Source organism: Helicobacter pylori, from assembly GCF_001998165.1.
In the GTDB taxonomy this organism is placed as follows: Bacteria; Campylobacterota; Campylobacteria; order Campylobacterales; family Helicobacteraceae; genus Helicobacter; species Helicobacter pylori_DL.
The window spans coordinates 1-18,250 of sequence record NZ_MTWR01000005.1 but is presented as its reverse complement, the minus strand read 5'-3'; the positions used below and the strand labels follow the sequence as shown (position 1 = coordinate 18,250).

Genomic DNA, 18,250 nt, shown 5'->3' with positions numbered 1-18,250 from the left:
ATCAAGCCTTTTTTCTCACGACAATCGTCCAATCCGCTTGATTGAAACGCAAAGAATTGAGAAGCTCATGCCCTTTAGATTGGATAAATTCAGCGCTCTTAGGGATATTAGAAAAATCCCCCACTTCAAACATGAAAATAGCGACTTCATTAGGTTGCATTTCTTTTTCAATCAATTCTTCTAATCGTTTAAAAATATCTGCTTTCAAAGGGCGCAAATCAAAGCGTTTCATCTATCCACCTCGCCAAACACCGCATTGGTTGAGCCAATCACGGTTACTGCATCCGCTAAATATTGCCCCACTAAAATGTCGCTTAAAGCCCCAATGTGATAAAAGCTAGGGGCTCTGATTTTTAGTCTATGAGGGTAAGGCTCGCCCTCTGAATGGATAAAAAACCCTAATTCCCCTTTAGGGCTTTCTGTGGGGGCATACACTTCCCCAACGGGCGGGCGCATGCCTTGAGCCACTAAAACAAAATGCTGCATCAAGGCGTAGTTTTGCGTCATTATATCTTCTTTAGGGGCGGAAATGTAATGCGGATTTTGAGCCATGATAGGCGTATCGGTTCTAGCATACATGGGAATGAGTTGTTCAATGATGCGAATGCTTTCATCAATTTCTAACATATACAAACAATACCGATCATAACTATCGCCATAATTGCCCACCGGCACATCAAAATCAAGCTCTTTATAAAGCTCATAAGGTTCTTCTTTTCTAATATCATAAGCGATCCCAGTCCCTCTTAACATGATGCCGCTCATGCCCCAACTTTGCGCCATTTTGGGCGTTACAACTCCCACATTTTCCAAGCGCATCCGCCAAATGCGATTCTTATCCAATAAGCCTTGAATGAGTTTTTTGCATTCTTTCATTTCGCCTAAAAACTTTTTTAAGCCCTCTAGCCAATTAGGGGGTAAATCCAAAGGCACGCCCCCAATCCTTATAGCGTTATGCGTGAGCCTAGCCCCGCAATAATCCTCCATCAAATCCAAGCCGTATTCCCTCGTTTTAAACGCATACAAAAACACGCTCATCGCCCCCACATCTAAAGCATGCACGCTGATAAAAAAGATGTGTGAAATCATGCGGTTAAGCTCTAGTAAAATCGTGCGGATCACTTGCGCTCGGCGAGGGATTTCTAAATTGAGCAAAGTCTCTACCGCATAAGCGTAAGCGTAATTATTGCTGGTAGAAGAAGTGTAATCCAATCTGTCGGTAGTGGGCATGTATTCGTTATAGGTCATGTTTTCGCCTAACTTTTCACAGCCTCTATGCAAGTAGCCAATTTCAGGGGTAGCCTTAATGATTTTTTCGCCCTCCAATTCCAAAATCAAGCGCAATTGCCCATGGCTACTGGGGTGTTGAGGGCCAAAGTTTAAAATCATTTGGTTATCGTCATGTTCAAAAATGATGTTTTCAAACTGAGGGTTGAGTTTCGTGAAATTTTGAGCCATTTTATAGCCTCTTTTTTAAGATAGTGGGGGCGATTTTGTGCAAATCTTTGACAAAAGGGATTTTCTTAAACGCATGCTTTTCTTCTGTTTCTTTTAATTCTTCACCCTTGCCCTGCTCATAGCCAATTTTGGCGAAATTAAAAGTGTCTTTTTCATCCACTCTTGCGCTGTCTCTCTGTTCTTTGCCCACCACTTCTCGGTATTCTTTGCCAAAAATTTTATCCACTTCATACCATTGAGCGAATTCATCGCCTTTGAGCGGGTAAGAACGCAATAAAGGGTGGCCTACCCAATCATGCGGCATGATAAGGCGTTTCAAATAAGGGTGTTTGTCAAACACAATACCAAGCATGTCATACGCTTCCCTTTCGCTCCAATTAGCCGAGCGGTATAAAAAACTCAAAGAATCCACGCTCTCATTAGGCAACAAAACGCATTTCACGCGCACCCTACGGCGGTTCTTACAGCTATCGCTAAAACCCACAAATTGATAAAACAATTCAAAATGCCCTTTTTTAGCGCACAAATCTATCGCACTCATTTCGCTCAAACACTCATAACCCAAATGCCTTAAAATCGTAGCGGCAGAAAAAATATCGTCTTTTTTGATCCAAAACACCGCCGTGTTAGTCTCTATGTATTTGTCTAAAATCTCATGTTTGTAAGAAAGGTGGTTGTAAATGACCTCATAAGCGCTGCCCTCTAAATATTTTTTAGGGGTGGGTTCTATGATTTTATAGGGGTCATGCTGGCGCGATTGTTTTTGCACATCTTCATAGGGGGATTGTTTTCTTACCATCACACTAACCTTTTAGGAGCGTCTTGTTTGATCGCTTTAGAGCGTCTGATTTTATCTTGCAAAACCATAAGAGCGTATTGTAAAGTCTCTGGGCGCGGTGCGCAACCGGGCAAGTAAATATCCACAGGAACGATCCTGTCCGCTCCTTGAACAGTCGCGTAAGTGTTGAACATCCCACCCGTATTAGCACAACTCCCCATAGAAATCACCCATTTAGGCTCAGGCATTTGATCATAGAGTCTGCGCATAAACTCGGCATGTTTTTTAGTGAGCGTGCCAGCGATGATCATCACATCAGATTGCCTAGGACTCGCTCTAAAAATCGTGCCAAATCTGTCAAAATCAAACCTTGAACCCCCTGTTGCCATCATCTCAATCGCGCAACACGCCAAGCCATAGGTTAAAGGCCAGAGCGAATTAGAACGCCCCCAATTCAATAATTTATCCAAAGTGCTTAGAACGACTGGTGCTTGTTGCATTATTTCACCTCTAATTTTTGCCAGCTCAAAGCGTTTCGCTTTAAAGCGTAAATAAAACCAATGGTTAAAAAGAAGACAAAGCCTAGCATTTCAACGAGCCCGAACAAGCCTAATTTTTTAAAATCAATCGCCCAAGGGAACATGAAAACGATTTCTACATCAAATAAAATAAAAAGCATGGCCATGATATAGAAATGGTGCGACACTCTATTAGGCTGCTTGAGAGCCACAGGCCCGCATTCATAGGGAGCGAGTTTGAGCTTTTCGCCCTTTTTTTGAGCCATTTTACGGCTTAAAAACCTTTGGATCCTTAAGGTTAAGTTAAACACCCAAAAGGTGAATACCAACAAAACAAAAACGCCAAAATAGGGGTGATTCAATGCTTCTGTAGCTTGTTGCATCAGGCTCTCAAACTCCTTTAATTATTACTTTTAGCAAACGATGGAAGCAATTAAACCATGTTTTTGCTAATCGTTAGCTGAAAAAATAAAAATTATTTTAACATCTCTCAAGAGGCCATTTCTATGAGTTTGGGCATTAAATCTTGCATGGCATGCACCGCACTTTCATTAATGCATTGGATATTCTGGGGCAAACGGGCGTTTTTAGCTTTAGGGTCAATGTAATAAATGAGGGCGTCTTTATGCGCATGCGTATAGAGACTAGCGGCAGGATAGACTTGCAAAGAAGTGCCAATGATGATTAAAAGGTGCGCTTGTTTGACGAAAGAAACCGCTTCTTTAAGCAAAGGCACCTCTTCGCCAAACCACACAATATCAGGGCGTAATTGCGATTTGTCTTTAGCCAAGTCGCCTAAATTCAAGTCCTTTTCCCACCTATAAACCAAATTAGGATCTTTCTCGCTGCGAACGCTCAACAATTCCCCATGCAAGTGCAAAATGCGAGAAGAACCCGCCCTTTCATGCAAATCATCTACATTTTGGGTGATGATATGGACTTGATAGTGTTTTTCCAATTCCGCTAAAGCCTTATGAGCCTTGTTAGGATAAACTTCAAAAAGCTGTCGGCGCCTTTGGTTGTAAAAATCCAACACTTTTTGCGGGTTCTTTTTCCAGCCATAAGGCGAAGCAACTTCCATGATGTCATGCCCTTCCCACAAACCGCCAGCGTCCCTAAAGGTTTTAATCCCGCTTTCTGCTGAAATGCCAGCCCCGCTCAAGATCACTAAATTTTTCATGTTTCCTCCTTGATAATTTCAATATGAGTGCCGCTGAATTTGTCATGCAAAAAAAACTTAAAAATAAAAGGCGCAACAAACCCTATGAGTAACCCCATGCTCAACACCCACAAAACAAACCGCCACAACGCTAAAAAAAATCCCACTTCTTCACCATTATTTTTGACTAATCTAAACTGAGCGTAACGCATGCCAGGGCTTTGGGATTTAAAAGCGATAAAAAAGCTGTGCGTTAGGACATAAAAAAGCAGGCATAAAAAAATCGCGCTCTGGTTTTCCCTAAAATCCTTCGCACTCCCTAAAATCGCATAAGTCATTATATAAAGCATGGGGGTATAAATCATAAAAATATCGGTGATAAAGGCCTTCAAACGCAAAGAGAGATACAGCCCTTTTAAAGGGCTTTCTAACGCTTGCTTTTTTTCTGGAGTTTTATTTTTTTTGGTTTTTTTAGTTGCCACGACTTCCCGGTTTTATAGCAACGCTAGTAGCGCATAAAGGGCAAGAGCTAGGCTTGTGCATGTCAAAAACAAAATCTTCTAAAGCAAAAAGGGGTAAATGGCTAGGCAAACACGCACCCTCTTGGGCTTTCAAATGAGAATGGGTGCGTTTGCAAATGCCCCGATTGGCTAAAGCGCCAAAAGCCACGATTTGAGCGCCCTTTTCTTCTAAAACTTTAGCGCATTCCATGGCGGATTTTCCCGTAGTGATGATGTCTTCGCACACTAAAATTTTTTCGTTTTTTTTGACTTCAAAACCACGCCTTAATGTCATGGTATTATCCACTCTTTCAGTGAAGATAAAACGCACGCCTAAAGCCCTTGCAAGCTCATACCCAGCCAAGATCCCCCCAATAGCCGGCGAGCATACGCATTCAATATTCAAATGAGCTTCTTGGATTTGTTTGGCTAATTCTAGCGCTAATTGTTCGGCTAGTTTGGGATCTTCTAAAACTTTAGCGGATTGCAAATAATAATTGGAATGAAACCCGCTGCTGAGCAAGAAATGCCCCTCTAATAGCGCTTGAGCGTTTTGATAACATGCCTTAATATCCATGGTTTAGACCTTTAAAATCGCATCTTCTTTGTTTTTCACGCTTTCATCAATTTTTTTAATGGCTTCATCGGTGATTTTTTGGATCTGCTCTTGGGCTTTTTTGCTTTCATCTTCGCTGATTTCTTTGTCTTTTTCTAATTTTTTCACCTGGTTGTTGGCGTCTTGGCGGATATTCCTTACAGCCACTTTAGCCTTTTCGCCCATTGCTTTGGCGTCTTTTGCGATGAGTTTTCTTTGCTCACTTGTCATGGGCGGGAAAAAAAGCTTGATCGTTTCGCCGTCGTTATTAGGATTGACGCCAATATTGGCTTCTTGAATGGCTCTTTCAATTTCTTTGAGCAGGTTTTTTTCCCATGGGCTGATTTGAAGAGTGGTCGCATCCAAGCTCATCACGGATCCGACTTGATTTAATGCCGTGGGCGTGCCGTAATAATCCACTTTGATGTGATCTAAAATATTGACTGAAACTTTCGCGCTCCTTAGAGTGGAAAAATCCCTGTTTAAAGCTTGAATGCTTTTTTGCATCAAATCTTTGGTTTCATTATAAATGGCTTGTAACATTATTTTTCATCCTTTTTTTGGTTTGTATGGGCGTTGGTTGTCGCATGCGTTTTAGGCTTTTGGTGGGTGGTTGGGGGCGTTTTGGCGTTCTCTTTGGTTTTTTCAACACCCTTTATACCATTCTCTTTGGCGTCATTTTTTTCATTTTTTTCATTCTGTTTGGGGCTTTCAACAGAAGGCGTTTTGGCTGGCTCTTTAGGGAGTTCGTTAGGCGTTTGTTGTGGCATTAAAGGATTAGTGGGGGCTTGCTCTAAAGGGTTGAGCGTTGGGTTTAATGTGGGATTAAGCGTAGGGTTAAGCGTGCCGGTGGCAGGGACTAAGGGCGAAAGCTCTTTGTTGGTTTTAGTTTCATCTAAAACGCTTTTGCCGTATTCTTTGTTGTAAAAATAGCCCAAAGCGATGGTGTTGATGACAAACAATAAGCCTAAAAACATGGTCATTTTCGCCATAAAGCTTGCGGGTCCTTTAGCACCAAATAAAGAATCGTTGCTCCCGCTATAAGCCCCTAAGCCGATGCTAGAACTTTTTTGCAACAAAACCACCACCACAATCAATACCGCTAAAACAATTTGTAAGCCTAACAGAGCACTTGTCATAAACACTGATTCCTTAAATCCCTAAAATTTAGAAAAAATTAGGCTTAATCTTATCTAAAATTTGCTAAGAATACACTAAAATTTAGTTTTAATTTTCAAGGTAGTGCGTTAAGGCGGTGGTGTTGGACTCTTTTTATTCATTCAATCAGCTTGCATTCAATAAGCATGCCAAAACTTATCACCTCTTTGCCCATATCCAGCAACAAATCGCTATTCATCTTGTCCAATTTTTAAAACAAAAACGTTACGCTAAAGTTTTGGATCTCGGATCAGGGAGTGGGGCTGTTTTTAACGCTTTAGAGCGGCAAAATATTGTGATTGAAGAGTTTATCGCTTTGGATAATTCCATGAACATGCTCAAATTACACCCCACGCATTCTATTAATATTCAAAAAATCTCTTTAGAGCATGCGGATTTTGAAGAACATGTTTTTTGCGATTACGATCTGGTTGTGTCTTCTTCATCTTTACAATGGGCTAGGGATTTAAAAAGCGTTTTAGAAAAAATCGCTCTTTCTAGTAAGGAGGCCGCTTTAGCTATCCATACGGATTTTAGTTTGCATGAAGTGCATGAGTTTTTAGGCACGCCTTCGCCTTTAAGGGATCTCAAAACGCTCAAATCCTTGATTAAAAACGCCTTTAAACATTTTCAAATAGAATTAGAAAACAAGCGCTTCGCCCTTTATTTCAACCGCAAACAAGATTGCTTGAATTACCTTAAAAAATGCGGTCTTTTGGGGGGTTCAACGCTGAGTTTCAAGCAAAAAAAACATTTTTTTCAAAACATGGCGTTTGAAAAATTGAGCTATGAAGTGTTACTCTTTTCGGGGATCAAGCGTTCTTAAAAACTAAGACAAATTAAAATATTAAAATTAGGTGGTTACAATAACACTAACTAAAACAACGAGAAACAACATGCACAAAAAACGAGTCTTTTCAGGCATCCAACCGACCGGGCAAATCCATTTGGGCAACTATTTAGGAGCGATCAAGCATTGGGTAGAGATGCAAGATGAATATGAAAACCTTTTTTGCGTCGTCAATTCGCATGCGATCACTCTACCCATAGATCCTGCATTTTTAAAATCCCAAACCTATGAGTTAGTCAAATTGCTTTTAGCTTGCGGGATTAATCCTAAGCAATCGGGGTTATTCATTCAAAGTGAAGTGGATGAGCACCCAGCTTTAGCATGGCTATTAAATTGTCAGGTGTCTATGGGGGAAATGCAACGAATGACGCAATTCAAAGACAAGTCTTTAAAAAACCCTAAAAGCGTGAATGTGGGGCTTTTCAATTACCCTATTTTGATGGCGTCAGACATTTTGTTATACCAAAGCGATTTAGTGCCAGTGGGCGAAGATCAAAAACAGCATTTAGAGCTCACGCGAAATGTTGCAGAAAAATTTAACAGGGATTTTGGGAACTGCTTTAAAGTGCCAGAGCCTTTGATCGCTAAAGTGGGGGCAAGGGTTATGGGGCTAGATGATCCAAAAGTGAAGATGAGTAAATCGCATCAAGGGGCTAACCATGCGATTTTTCTTTTAGATGAGCCGGACATTATTGTGAAAAAAATCAAAAAAGCGGCCACGGATTCTATGGGCGTTATTGCATTTGATGAAACAAGAGAGGGCATCTTTAACCTTTTGAATATCTACATGCTTTTAAGCAATGAAAGCCCAGAAAACATAGAAGAGCGTTTCAAAAATAAGGGCTATGGGGATTTTAAAAAGGAATTGGCTGAAGTGGTGATCCAGGCTTTAAAACCTATCCAAGAAAAATACCAAGAAATCAGCGATGATGAGGTGAAAGCCATTTTAAATGGTGGTGTAGAAAAAGCCAGACCTTTAGCGAGGGCGACTTACCAAAAGGCTAAAGAATTGATGGGGTTGGTTTAGATGAAAATTTTAAGTTTATGGTTAGGAGTGTTTTGTTTCCTTAAGGCTACGCCTTATTTATACTTGGGCGAAGAGCCTAAATATAAAGACAATTTCACGCATTTTGAATACGCTAACCCTAACGCTAGAAAGGGCGGTGTCTTAAGAAATGACGCCATAGGGACTTTTGATAGCCTTAACCCTTTCGCGCTTAAAGGCACTAAAGCCGAAGGCTTGGATCTCATTTATGACACTTTAATGGTGCAAAGTTTGGACGAACCTTTTGCCGAATACCCTTTGATCGCTAAAGACGCAGAAGTGGCTAAGGATAACAGCTATGTGATTTTTACCTTAGACAAAAGAGCGAGATTCAGCAATAACGCTCCCATTTTAGCGAGCGATGTGAAGTTTAGCTTTGATACGATCATGAAATTAGGATCGCCCATTTATAGGCAGTATTACCAAGATGTTAAAAAGGCGGTTATTTTAGACAAACACCATGTTAAATTCATTTTCAAAACCACTGAAAATAAAGAATTGCCTCTCATTTTAGGGCAGTTGCAGATCTTTTCCAAAAAAGCGTTTCAAAAGGATTATTTTGAAAAAAACCCCTTACTCATTCCTGTTTCTAGCGGTCCTTATGTGATCGCTTCTTTTGATGTGGGCAAGAAAATCACCTACCAAAGAAACCCTAATTATTGGGCGAGGAATTTGCCCAGCAGAAAGGGGCAATTCAATTTTGATGAGATCAAATTTGAGTATTACAAAGATGAAACCGTCGCTTTACAGGCTTTTTTAAGCGGGGCGTATGATTGGCGTCTTGAAAGCACGGCTAAGGTTTGGGCTAGGGGCTATGTGGGGAAAGCTATGGATAATAAAAAAATCACTAAATACCTCATAGCCCACAAAATGCCAAGCGGCATGCAAGGGTTTTTCTTCAACACGCGCCGAGAAATTTTTAAGGATAAAAGGGTGCGTGAAGCCTTATTTTATGCGTTTGATTTTGAATGGGCGAATAAAAATTTGTTTTTTTCGCAATACAAGCGCACCACCAGTTTTTTCAGTAACTCTATCTATGCGTCCCCCCCTCTCCCAAGCCCTGAAGAAAAAGCCCTGCTAGCTCCTTATGAAAAGAGTTTGGATGAAAGGGTTTTTAAAGAGCCTTATATCGTGCCTAGAACCGATGGGGTTGATGTTTTAGGCTATAATTTGAGGGAAAATTTAAAATACGCCCAAAACCTTTTGAAAAGCACGGGCTTTTCTTACAAAAACATGCGTTTAGTGGATAAGAATAACAAGCCGTTTAGTTTCACTTTGCTTTTAAACAGCCCGGCCTTTGAAAGACTGGCCCTAGCCTTTGCTAAAAACTTAAGGGTGTTAGGGATTGAAATGAAAATCCAAAGAGTGGATTTAAGCCAGTATGTCAATCGGCTCAAAAGCTATGATTTTGACATGATTGTAGGAGTGATAGGCCAATCGTCTTTCCCGGGTAATGAGCAACGCTTTTATTTTGGCTCTTTGAGCGCTAAAGAAAAAGGCACAAGGAATTATGCAGGAATCTCTAGTAAAGCGGTAGATGATTTGATTGAAAAAATCATTAACGCTAAAGATTATAAGGAGCAATTAGCTGCCATTCAAGCGATGGATAGGGTGTTGTTGTGGGGGTTTTATGTGATACCGCATTTTTATTTGCCTAATTACAGGATCGCAGCGTATAATTACATTGGCATGCCTGAAATCAGCCCTAGCTATGGATTTTCGCCGTATTTATGGTGGATAAAAAAAGAAAGGGGTCCTAAATGATTGCCTACATCCTCAAACGCTTGCTTTTGATTATCCCTACTTTATTAGCCATCATGACGATTAATTTCTTTTTGATCCAATCGGCTCCTAGAGGGCCTATAGAGCAGATGATGGCTAAAATCAATAACACGCAGTCCAAAGAGATTCAAGGCGTTGTTAAAGAGCGTTCGTATAGGGCGTCTCAAGGGTTGGAGAGCGATTTGTTAGAAAATTTAAAAAAACTCTATGGTTTTGACAAGCCTATAGGGGAGCGCTACCTTCTCATGCTCAAAAAATACCTGCAATTTGATTTTGGGGAGAGCTTTTATCGCCAGATTAAAGTGATAGATTTGATTAAGGAAAAATTGCCCGTATCCATTTCGTTAGGGCTTTTTAGCACGCTTTTGATCTATCTTATTTCTATCCCTTTAGGGATTTTCAAGGCCAAACGCAATAACGAGCCTTTAGATGTGCTAAGCAGCGTGGTGATCATTGTCGCTAACGCTATCCCGGCCTTTTTGTTTGCGGTGGTGTTGATCGTGTTTTTTGCTGGAGGGAATTATTGGCACTGGTTCCCTTTAAAGGGGCTGGTGAGCGATAATTTTGAAAGCTTGAGCGCATTAGGCAAAATCAAGGATTATTTATGGCATATCACTTTGCCCGTTCTTTGCATTTCTTTGGGGGGTTTTGCAAGCCTTACGCTTTTAGTGAAAAACTCTTTTTTAGATGAAATGGGCAAACTCTATGTGGTGAGCGCTAAGGCTAAGGGCTGTTCAGTGGGGCGTATTTTTTATGCGCATGTGTTCCGCAATGCGATTTTATTAGTGGTGGCGGGTTTTCCGCAAGCTTTTTTGGGCATGTTTTTTAGCTCAAGCTTATTGATAGAAATTGTTTTTAGCCTGGATGGGTTAGGGCTTTTAGGGTATGAAAGCATTGTGAGTAGGGATTATCCTGTCGTGTTTGGTTCGCTTTATATTTTCACGCTTTTAGGTTTGGTAGCGAGTTTGATAAGCGATTTGCTCTGCGTGGCGATTGACCCTAGGATTGATTTTGAAAAGCGTTGAGGGTAGGAATGAAAACTGAAATGAAATCTTCTTTAAAACTTTTTGTGCGGCCTTTGTTGGTGGTTTTGGCGTTCATGTTGTTGTATGCTTTAGTGCATGCTGCGCTTGGTTTTTACGTGAAAAAAGACAGCGCTCCAATAAGCCAGAATTTAGAAAAAAACGAGACAGAGCGCCAAAACAGCGCGCTTTCGCCTAAAGAAGAAGCCAACACGACCACAACCGCTACAGAAGAAAGCCCCACCAAAGACACAGCGCCACCTTTAGACACAGCCGCACAAGAAAAAGAAACCAAACAAGAGCAAGAAAAAGAAAACGAACCTAAACAAAACAGTGCCTCACCCACTCAAAACAATCAAAAAACCCCTACAACCCCCTTAATGGGAAAAAAACCTTTAGAGTATAAAGTCGCAGTCAGTGGCGTGAATGTGCGCGCTTTTCCTAGCACAAAAGGTAAAATCTTGGGATTGCTTGCAAAAGATAAAAGCGTGAAGGTTTTAGAAATCCAAAACGATTGGGCTAAAATTGAATTTTCTAATAAAACAAAGGGCTATGTGTTTTTAAAACTTTTAAAAAAGGCTGAATGAAAGAATAATGAAATTAAAATCTTTTGGGGTTTTGGGAAATCCCATTAAGCATTCCAAATCGCCCTTAATCCATAACGCTTGTTTTTTAACTTTTCAAAAAGAATTAGGGTTTTTGGGGCATTACCACCCCATATTACTCCCTTTAGAAAGCCACATCAAAAGCGAGTTCTTGCATTTAGGATTGAGTGGGGCTAATGTAACCTTACCCTTTAAAGAAAGGGCGTTTCAAGTTTGCGATAAGATCAAAGGTATTGCGCTTGAATGCGGAGCAGTCAATACGCTTGTTGTAGAAAATGATGAGCTTGTGGGTTACAATACCGACGCTTTGGGTTTCTGGCTCTCTTTGGGAGGTGAGGGCTACCAGAGCGCTCTGATTTTAGGCTCTGGGGGGAGCGCTAAGGCTTTAGCGTGCGAATTACAAAAACAAGGCTTGAAAGTGAGCGTGTTAAACCGCTCTGCTAGGGGATTGGATTTTTTCCAACGCTTGGGCTGTGATTGTTTCATGGATCCTCCTAAAAGCGCTTTTGATTTGATCATTAACGCCACTTCAGCGAGTTTGAATCACGAATTGCCTTTAAATAAAGAGGTTTTGAAAGGGTATTTTAAAGAGGGCAAACTCGCTTATGATTTGGCGTATGGGTTTTTAACGCCCTTTTTATCTCTGGCTAAAGAGTTAGAAATCCCTTTTCAAGACGGGAAAGACATGCTCATCTATCAAGCTGCTTTAAGTTTTGAAAAATTCAGCGCTTCTCAAATCCCTTATTCAAAGGCGTTTGAAGTCATGCGAAGCGTTTTTTGATGCAAGGGTTTTTAAGAAGCCTGTTTTTTGGGGTTAAAAAGATCCCTAAGCGATTCGCCCCCCTAGTAGAAAAGGGTGTTTTAAAAGAAGCGCTTCGATCAAACAGGGATCGCTATTTTTTAAAAGAAGGCTTTGATATAGGCAAAGTTGAAAAAGTAAAAAATAAGGCGTTTTTCATTTCTTTAGCGAAAAATTACCCCAAAGACCCTTTAATCAAAAATTTACCCCCCTCTTTTAAAACAGACGCTTTGATTTTATGCCAAATAGAATGTTCTAAAAAACGCCCCATAGCCTTTTTTAAAGCCACTCTTTTAAATGCAGATCGCACGATGATAGCTTACTTGGCTAAAGAAAAAAACCAGATTGTGGCTATCCCTTTTAAAGAGCCTTTTAAAAAACCTGTTTCTTTAAAGCACAGCCAAAAATCCTTATTAGAATTGCCTAGGCATTGCGTGGTAAAGATCGATCTTAAAAAGCGTGAAATCAGCGAAATTTTAGGGGCTTTAGAAGACCCTTTAATAGATGAAAACCTTTCTTTGAGCCTTTTTGACAGGGTGAAGGATTTTTCAAAAGATTGCTTGAATTTAGCCCAACATTATGCGCAACTCAAAGCGAGCGATTTTAAAGACAGGATCAATTATTCTCACATCCCTTTTATCACCATTGACCCCAAAGACGCTAAAGACTTTGACGATGCGATTTTTTATGACCAAGAAAAAAGGGTTTTGTTTGTGGCGGTTGCTGATGTGAGCGAATTTGTGCCGAAACATTCCAGTTTGGATAAGGAAGCTAGGATTAGGGGCTTTAGCGTGTATTTCCCTAACAGCGTCTATCCCATGCTGCCTTTGAGTTTGTCTCAAGGGGCATGCTCATTAAAAGCGTTTGAAAAACGCCTGGCTTTAGTGTATGAAATCCCTTTAGATAATTTGAAAAACGCCCGATTATTTCAAGGCGTTATTGAAGTTAGGGCTAATTGCACTTATGAAGAAATCAATCATTTTTTAAGCGCTAATCAAAGCTCTTTAGATAAAGATTTGCAACAAAGCCTTTTGGGGTTTTTAGAAGTGGCTTTAAAGTTAAAAAAGGAGCGTTTAAAAAAAGGGTTTAATTTCAACTCGTTTGAAAACAAGCTGTATTTGAATGAAGAAGGGCGTATAGAAAAAATTGAAACAGAAAAAGAAAGCAGCGCGCACACCCTTATAGAAGAAGCCATGCTGTTAGCCAACCAGTCTAGCGCAGGGTTATTAGATGAGCATTTTCAAAATAAAGGGATATACCGCACCCACAAAGAGCCGAGTTTGGAGCAGCAAAAACGCCTCTACGACAAGCTTTTTGATTATGAGATTGTTCGCCCTAAAAACATGGGCTTTTTTCCTTTTTTAGAGCATGCCTTAAAGATAGCCCAAGAAAAGAGTATAGAAAGAGAAATTTCACGCTTGATTATTAAGTCTCAAAATTTAGCCCTTTATAGCCCCATGCAAGAAAGCCATTTTGGTTTGGGGTTTGCTAGCTATACGCATTTCACTTCGCCCATTAGACGATACAGCGATTTAGCCTTACACAGGCTTTTAAAAGAATTGTTGTTCCATCAGGCTAAAGGCTGCTCGTATTTGTTAGAAGAAACGCCTGAATTATGTGCTGAGTTGAACGCTTTGCAAAAAAAGGCCGCTTTGATTGAAAGGGATTTTATCAAACGCAAATTCGCTCGCTTAGCTTTAGAACTTTTAGAAAAAGAATTTTTGGGCGTTGTTTTGGAGGTTAAAGATTGGGTGGTGGTGGGGCTAAAAGAATTAATAGGGCTTAAAGTTTTAGTCAAAACGAACAAGGTTTTTAAACCTTTAGAAAAGGTGCGCGTTACAATCACGCATGCGGATTTGATTTTAGGGCAAGTTAGAGGCGAAATCACAGAAAGGATTAAAGAGCATGTATCGTAAAGATTTGGACCATTATTTAAAACAACGCCTCCCTAAAGCGGTGTTTTTGTATGGGGAGTTTGATTTTTTCATCCATTATTATATTCAAACGATTAGCGCGCTTTTTAAATGCAATAACCCTGACACAGAAACTTCGCTTTTTTATGCGAGCGATTATGAAAAAAGCCAAATTGCGACTCTTTTAGAGCAGGATTCTTTATTTGGAGGGAGCAGTCTAGTCGTTTTAAAACTGGATTTTGCGCTGCATAAGAAATTTAAAGAAAATGATATAAATCTTTTTTTAAAAGCCCTAGAGCGGCCTAGCCATAACAGGCTTATCATAGGGCTTTATAACTCTAAAAGCGACACCACCAAATACAAATACACTAGCGATGCTATCGTTAAATTTTTCCAAAAAAGCCCCTTGAAAGATGAAGCGATCTGCGCGCGCTTTTTTACCCCTAAAACTTGGGAGAGTTTGAAATTCTTGCAAGAAAGGGCTAGTGTTTTACATTTAGATATCAGCAGCCATCTTTTAAACGCTCTTTTTGAAACCAATAACGAAGATTTAAGCATTTCATTTAACGATTTAGACAAGCTAGCGGTTTTAAAGGCGCCCATCACTTTAGAAGACATTCAAGAATTAAGCTCCAATGCGGGGGATATGGATTTGCAAAAGCTCATTTTAGGGCTTTTTTTGAAAAAAAGCGTCCTTGATATTTATGATTATTTGTTAAAAGAGGGCAAAAAAGATGCGGATATTTTAAGGGGGTTAGAGCGCTATTTTTACCAGCTTTTTTTATTTTTCGCTCATATTAAAACGACCGGTTTAGTGGACGCTAAAGAGGTTTTAGGCTACGCTCCTCCTAAAGAAATTGTTGAAAATTACGCTAAAAACGCCTTGCGTTTGAAAGAAGCCGGCTATAAGAGGGTTTTTGAAATTTTTAGGTTATGGCACCTTCAAAGCATGCAAGGGCAAAAGGAATTGGGCTTTTTGTATTTGACCCCCATTCAAAAAATCATTAACCCTTGAAAAATGAACTGGTTTTGAGCTTTAATATTACTAATAAAACTCAATTTAATCCAAAAACAAGCGAAAGCAAGGTATAATTGAAAGTTTTTTAGACCTTGCTCTTTTTTAGTAAAAAAAGGGCTATACAACCACAAGGAGAATGGATGAGGCATTATGAAACGATGTTTATTCTCAAACCTACTTTAGTAGAAGAAGAGATTAAATCCAAAATTGAGTTTTATAGAGAAGTGATCACTAAGCACCATGGCGTGATTGAAACGAGCCTGGATATGGGCATGCGTAATTTGGCTTATGAAATCAAAAAGCACAAAAGAGGCTATTATTATGTGGCGTATTTCAAAGCAGAGCCGTCCATGATTTTAGAGCTTGAACGATTGTATCGCATCAATGAAGATGTGTTGCGTTTCATTGTGATCAAATACGAAAGCAAGAAAGAAGTGGAAGCGTGGCATGCGTTAGTGGATAGGGCTAATAAAAAGCCATCGCACGCTAAAGAAAAACACGAAAAAACCGAACACGCGCATTCTCATCACGCAGAGGAAGCAGAAAGCGTAGGATCTCATAGCGAATAAGGGCTTATCATGTTTAATAAAGTGATTATGGTAGGGCGTTTGACTAGGAATGTGGAGTTGAAATATTTGCCTAGCGGTTCGGCTGCGGCTACAATAGGTTTAGCCACAAGCAGGCGTTTCAAAAAGCAAGACGGCACGCTAGGCGAAGAGGTGTGCTTCATAGATGCGCGTTTGTTTGGGCGAACGGCTGAAATCGCTAACCAGTATTTGAGCAAGGGTTCAAGCGTTTTGATAGAAGGGCGTTTGACTTATGAGAGCTGGATGGATCAAACGGGTAAAAAAAATTCCCGCCACACTATCACAGCGGACTCGTTGCAATTTATGGATAAAAAGTCAGACAATCCCCAAGCAAACGCTATGCAAGATAGCATGATGCATGAAAATTCCAACAACGCTTATCCCACCAATTACAACGCTCCTAGCCAGGATCCTTTTAACCAAGCCCCAAGTTATGCGCAAAACGCTTACGCTAAAGAGAATTTACAAGCACAGCCGTCCAAGTATCAAAACAGCGTGCCTGAAATCAATATTGATGAAGAAGAAATCCCCTTTTAAGGGTTAAAATTAAGGAGACATTATGGAAAGAAAACGCTATTCAAAACGCTATTGCAAATACACTGAAGCTAAAATCAGCTTTATTGACTATAAAGATTTAGACATGCTCAAGCACACGCTATCAGAGCGCTATAAAATCATGCCAAGGAGATTGACAGGCAATAGCAAAAAGTGGCAAGAGAGGGTGGAAGTGGCGATCAAAAGAGCCCGCCACATGGCTTTAATCCCCTATGTTGTGGACAGGAAAAAAGTCGTGGATAGCCCTTTTAAACAGCACTAAATTTTTGATTAGGGCTAATAGGGGGCATGCCCTTTTATCTTGTTTAATCTTGGCTCTATTTTTGTTAAATATTGGTTGTAAAAGCGTTAAAAGCGTTTTTAAAATCCAATTAAAAGCGTTCAAAAGTAACGCAAAAAATCAAAAAAATGACAAAATTTTTAAGAAAATGACAAAAAAAACGCTTTATGCTATAATACTCCAAATGCATTCCAATGCAAATGCATTCTAATGAATGTATGAAATCCCTAATACTAAATCCAATTTAAAAAGGAGAAAAGGAGAAAACATGAAAAAACACATCCTTTCATTAACTTTAGGCTCGCTTTTGGTTTCCACTTTGAGCGCTGAAGACGACGGCTTTTACACAAGCGTAGGCTATCAAATCGGTGAAGCCGCTCAAATGGTAACCAACACCAAAGGCATCCAACAGCTTTCAGACAACTATGAAAACTTGAGCAAGCTTTTAACCAGATACAGCAAATTAAACACCTTCATCCAATTGGCCTCTGACCCGAGCGCGATCAACGCGGCGCGTGAAAACCTGGGCGCGAGCGCGAAGAACTTGATCGGCGATACCAAAAATTCCCCGGCCTATCAAGCCGTGCTTTTAGCGATCAATGCGGCGGTAGGGTTTTGGAATGTCTTAGGCTATGCCACGCAATGCGGGGGTAATGGTAATCAAAAAAGCACCTCTTCAACCACCATCTTCAACAACGAGCCAGGGTATCGATCCACTTCCATCACTTGCGGATATAACAATCTGGGAATTGGAAGAGAGGGCGTTATGAGTATTGATAACATGAAAAAGATTAACGAAGCCTATCAAATCCTCCAAACGGCGTTAAAAAAAAGCTTGCCCGCGCTCAAAGAAAACAACGGGACGGTCAATGTAACCTACACTTACACATGCTCAGGGGAAGGGAATAATAACTGCAATCCGTCACTATTTGGTATAGTGGGCAACAGTGGAAATAGCAACGGGCGAAACGGTGGAACCAAGACTACAACCCAAACCATAGACGGCAAAACCGTAACCACCACGATCAGTTCAAAAGTCGTTGATTCGAGAGCATCAGGTAATACATCAGGTGTCTCCTACACCGAAATCACTAACCAATTAAACGGAGTGCCTAATAGCGCTCAAGCGCTCTTAGCGCAAGCGAGCACGCTCATCAACACCATCAACGACGCATGCCCATGGTTTAACGTAGCTAATAAGAGTGGTGGCCCACAGATGAGCCCGACTTCGGGGGGTTTGTGCACTTTTAAACAAGAAATCAGCGCGATCCAAAAGATGATCACGGACGCGCAAGAGCTTGTCAATCAAACGAGCGCCATTAATAGTAACGAGCAATCAGCTCAACAAGTGGGAGGCAGTGGAGGCAAGCCTTTCAACCCTTTCACAGACGCCAGTTTTGCGCAAGGCATGCTCGCTAACGCCAGCGCGCAAGCCAAAATGCTCGATTTATCCCATCAAGTGGGGCAAGCCATTAACCCTGAAAATCTTAGCGGGACTTTTAAAAGTTTTGTTACAGACTTTTTAGCCACATGCAACAACCCCTCAACAGCTGGCACTGGTGGCACACAAGGTTCAGCTCCTGGCACAGTTACCACTCAAACTTTCGCTTCCGGTTGCGCTTATGTGC

22 protein-coding genes are annotated in these 18,250 nt (G+C 40.6%); 12 read left to right on the top strand and 10 right to left on the bottom strand.

Translation table 11 applies throughout. The features are described 5' to 3' along the window. Nucleotide 1 precedes the first annotated feature (1 nt). From BZK24_RS01160 to secG, 10 genes are all read right to left on the bottom strand, one after another. The gene (locus BZK24_RS01160; protein ID WP_000819165.1) at nt 2-232 is read right to left on the bottom strand and encodes an NADH-ubiquinone oxidoreductase subunit E family protein; all 231 of its coding nucleotides are present in this window, start codon (nt 230-232) and stop codon (nt 2-4) included. Then, on the bottom strand, nt 229-1,458 hold the full coding sequence (gene nuoD / locus BZK24_RS01155; RefSeq protein WP_000068212.1) for an NADH dehydrogenase (quinone) subunit D: 1,230 nt from the start codon (nt 1,456-1,458) through the stop codon (nt 229-231). Before nuoD ends, BZK24_RS01160 begins: the two co-directional genes overlap by 4 nt. Before the next feature lies 1 nt (nt 1,459). Beyond that, entirely contained in the window at nt 1,460-2,257 is a 798-nt protein-coding gene (locus tag BZK24_RS01150; RefSeq protein WP_001874353.1) for an NADH-quinone oxidoreductase subunit C, read from the bottom strand. Continuing rightward, nucleotides 2,257-2,736: a NuoB/complex I 20 kDa subunit family protein gene (gene nuoB / locus BZK24_RS01145; protein WP_001183508.1), complete on the bottom strand. Its 480-nt coding sequence runs from the start codon at nt 2,734-2,736 to the stop codon at nt 2,257-2,259. The genes BZK24_RS01150 and nuoB overlap by 1 nt, the downstream gene beginning before the upstream one ends. After that, nucleotides 2,736-3,137 (bottom strand): NAD(P)H-quinone oxidoreductase subunit 3, encoded by a 402-nt coding sequence (locus tag BZK24_RS01140; RefSeq protein WP_001183540.1) that lies wholly within the window; start codon nt 3,135-3,137, stop codon nt 2,736-2,738. Before BZK24_RS01140 ends, nuoB begins: the two co-directional genes overlap by 1 nt. Before the next feature lie 107 nt (nt 3,138-3,244). Beyond that, nucleotides 3,245-3,934: an SIR2 family NAD-dependent protein deacylase gene (locus BZK24_RS01135; RefSeq protein WP_077656315.1), complete on the bottom strand. Its 690-nt coding sequence runs from the start codon at nt 3,932-3,934 to the stop codon at nt 3,245-3,247. Then, on the bottom strand, nt 3,931-4,395 hold the full coding sequence (locus BZK24_RS01130; protein ID WP_077656314.1) for an RDD family protein: 465 nt from the start codon (nt 4,393-4,395) through the stop codon (nt 3,931-3,933). Before BZK24_RS01130 ends, BZK24_RS01135 begins: the two co-directional genes overlap by 4 nt. Next, nucleotides 4,385-4,990 carry an orotate phosphoribosyltransferase gene (gene pyrE, locus BZK24_RS01125; protein ID WP_000351602.1) on the bottom strand — a complete coding sequence of 202 codons (606 nt, stop codon included), beginning with the start codon at nt 4,988-4,990 and terminating at the stop codon, nt 4,385-4,387. The genes BZK24_RS01130 and pyrE overlap by 11 nt, the downstream gene beginning before the upstream one ends. 3 nt (nt 4,991-4,993) lie before the next feature. Then, the gene (gene frr / locus BZK24_RS01120) at nt 4,994-5,551 is read right to left on the bottom strand and encodes a ribosome recycling factor (protein WP_000938329.1); all 558 of its coding nucleotides are present in this window, start codon (nt 5,549-5,551) and stop codon (nt 4,994-4,996) included. Further along, nucleotides 5,551-6,147, bottom strand: a complete 597-nt coding sequence (gene secG / locus BZK24_RS01115) for a preprotein translocase subunit SecG (protein ID WP_001875440.1) — start codon at nt 6,145-6,147, stop codon at nt 5,551-5,553. The genes frr and secG overlap by 1 nt, the downstream gene beginning before the upstream one ends. A gap of 116 nt (nt 6,148-6,263) precedes the next feature. Between secG and BZK24_RS01110 the strand changes: the two genes are divergently transcribed. From BZK24_RS01110 to BZK24_RS01055, 12 genes are all read left to right on the top strand, one after another. After that, the gene (locus BZK24_RS01110) at nt 6,264-6,992 is read left to right on the top strand and encodes a malonyl-ACP O-methyltransferase (RefSeq protein WP_171972362.1); all 729 of its coding nucleotides are present in this window, start codon (nt 6,264-6,266) and stop codon (nt 6,990-6,992) included. A gap of 70 nt (nt 6,993-7,062) precedes the next feature. After that, on the top strand, nt 7,063-8,043 hold the full coding sequence (gene trpS, locus BZK24_RS01105; protein ID WP_171972361.1) for a tryptophan--tRNA ligase: 981 nt from the start codon (nt 7,063-7,065) through the stop codon (nt 8,041-8,043). Continuing rightward, nucleotides 8,044-9,825: an extracellular solute-binding protein gene (locus tag BZK24_RS01100; RefSeq protein WP_077656311.1), complete on the top strand. Its 1,782-nt coding sequence runs from the start codon at nt 8,044-8,046 to the stop codon at nt 9,823-9,825. It abuts the gene before it with no gap. Then, complete coding sequence (locus BZK24_RS01095) at nt 9,822-10,868, top strand: microcin C ABC transporter permease YejB (RefSeq protein ID WP_077656310.1); 1,047 nt, start codon at nt 9,822-9,824, stop codon at nt 10,866-10,868. The genes BZK24_RS01100 and BZK24_RS01095 overlap by 4 nt, the downstream gene beginning before the upstream one ends. A gap of 8 nt (nt 10,869-10,876) precedes the next feature. Continuing rightward, the gene (locus tag BZK24_RS01090) at nt 10,877-11,452 is read left to right on the top strand and encodes an SH3 domain-containing protein (protein ID WP_077656309.1); all 576 of its coding nucleotides are present in this window, start codon (nt 10,877-10,879) and stop codon (nt 11,450-11,452) included. 7 nt (nt 11,453-11,459) lie between these two features. After that, the gene (locus tag BZK24_RS01085) at nt 11,460-12,251 is read left to right on the top strand and encodes a shikimate dehydrogenase (RefSeq protein ID WP_077656308.1); all 792 of its coding nucleotides are present in this window, start codon (nt 11,460-11,462) and stop codon (nt 12,249-12,251) included. After that, complete coding sequence (locus BZK24_RS01080; protein ID WP_001161384.1) at nt 12,251-14,185, top strand: RNB domain-containing ribonuclease; 1,935 nt, start codon at nt 12,251-12,253, stop codon at nt 14,183-14,185. Before BZK24_RS01085 ends, BZK24_RS01080 begins: the two co-directional genes overlap by 1 nt. After that, the gene (holA, locus tag BZK24_RS01075; RefSeq protein ID WP_077656307.1) at nt 14,175-15,197 is read left to right on the top strand and encodes a DNA polymerase III subunit delta; all 1,023 of its coding nucleotides are present in this window, start codon (nt 14,175-14,177) and stop codon (nt 15,195-15,197) included. Before BZK24_RS01080 ends, holA begins: the two co-directional genes overlap by 11 nt. A gap of 143 nt (nt 15,198-15,340) precedes the next feature. Continuing rightward, a complete protein-coding gene (gene rpsF / locus BZK24_RS01070; protein WP_001216745.1) occupies nt 15,341-15,769 on the top strand; it encodes a 30S ribosomal protein S6 in 429 nt (142 codons plus the stop codon). Nucleotides 15,770-15,778: 9 nt separating this feature from the next. After that, a complete protein-coding gene (locus tag BZK24_RS01065) occupies nt 15,779-16,324 on the top strand; it encodes a single-stranded DNA-binding protein (protein ID WP_000482422.1) in 546 nt (181 codons plus the stop codon). A 22-nt stretch (nt 16,325-16,346) separates the two neighbouring features. Then, on the top strand, nt 16,347-16,604 hold the full coding sequence (gene rpsR / locus BZK24_RS01060; RefSeq protein ID WP_000440199.1) for a 30S ribosomal protein S18: 258 nt from the start codon (nt 16,347-16,349) through the stop codon (nt 16,602-16,604). Nucleotides 16,605-16,890: 286 nt separating this feature from the next. Beyond that, nucleotides 16,891-18,250, top strand: a 1,360-nt coding sequence (locus BZK24_RS01055) for a SabA family sialic acid-binding adhesin (protein WP_341537508.1), incomplete at its 3' end; no start/stop codon positions are given.

Coding starts and splice junctions, on each gene's coding strand:
- BZK24_RS01160 (WP_000819165.1), bottom strand. CDS start 232: ATGAAACGCTTTGATTTGCGCCCTTTGAAAGCAGATATTTTTAAACGA.
- nuoD (WP_000068212.1), bottom strand. CDS start 1,458: ATGGCTCAAAATTTCACGAAACTCAACCCTCAGTTTGAAAACATCATT.
- BZK24_RS01150 (WP_001874353.1), bottom strand. CDS start 2,257: ATGGTAAGAAAACAATCCCCCTATGAAGATGTGCAAAAACAATCGCGC.
- nuoB (WP_001183508.1), bottom strand. CDS start 2,736: ATGCAACAAGCACCAGTCGTTCTAAGCACTTTGGATAAATTATTGAAT.
- BZK24_RS01140 (WP_001183540.1), bottom strand. CDS start 3,137: ATGCAACAAGCTACAGAAGCATTGAATCACCCCTATTTTGGCGTTTTT.
- BZK24_RS01135 (WP_077656315.1), bottom strand. CDS start 3,934: ATGAAAAATTTAGTGATCTTGAGCGGGGCTGGCATTTCAGCAGAAAGC.
- pyrE (WP_000351602.1), bottom strand. CDS start 4,990: ATGGATATTAAGGCATGTTATCAAAACGCTCAAGCGCTATTAGAGGGG.
- frr (WP_000938329.1), bottom strand. CDS start 5,551: ATGTTACAAGCCATTTATAATGAAACCAAAGATTTGATGCAAAAAAGC.
- secG (WP_001875440.1), bottom strand. CDS start 6,147: ATGACAAGTGCTCTGTTAGGCTTACAAATTGTTTTAGCGGTATTGATT.
- trpS (WP_171972361.1), top strand. CDS start 7,063: ATGCACAAAAAACGAGTCTTTTCAGGCATCCAACCGACCGGGCAAATC.
- BZK24_RS01100 (WP_077656311.1), top strand. CDS start 8,044: ATGAAAATTTTAAGTTTATGGTTAGGAGTGTTTTGTTTCCTTAAGGCT.
- BZK24_RS01095 (WP_077656310.1), top strand. CDS start 9,822: ATGATTGCCTACATCCTCAAACGCTTGCTTTTGATTATCCCTACTTTA.
- BZK24_RS01090 (WP_077656309.1), top strand. CDS start 10,877: ATGAAAACTGAAATGAAATCTTCTTTAAAACTTTTTGTGCGGCCTTTG.
- BZK24_RS01085 (WP_077656308.1), top strand. CDS start 11,460: ATGAAATTAAAATCTTTTGGGGTTTTGGGAAATCCCATTAAGCATTCC.
- BZK24_RS01080 (WP_001161384.1), top strand. CDS start 12,251: ATGCAAGGGTTTTTAAGAAGCCTGTTTTTTGGGGTTAAAAAGATCCCT.
- holA (WP_077656307.1), top strand. CDS start 14,175: ATGTATCGTAAAGATTTGGACCATTATTTAAAACAACGCCTCCCTAAA.
- rpsF (WP_001216745.1), top strand. CDS start 15,341: ATGAGGCATTATGAAACGATGTTTATTCTCAAACCTACTTTAGTAGAA.
- BZK24_RS01065 (WP_000482422.1), top strand. CDS start 15,779: ATGTTTAATAAAGTGATTATGGTAGGGCGTTTGACTAGGAATGTGGAG.
- rpsR (WP_000440199.1), top strand. CDS start 16,347: ATGGAAAGAAAACGCTATTCAAAACGCTATTGCAAATACACTGAAGCT.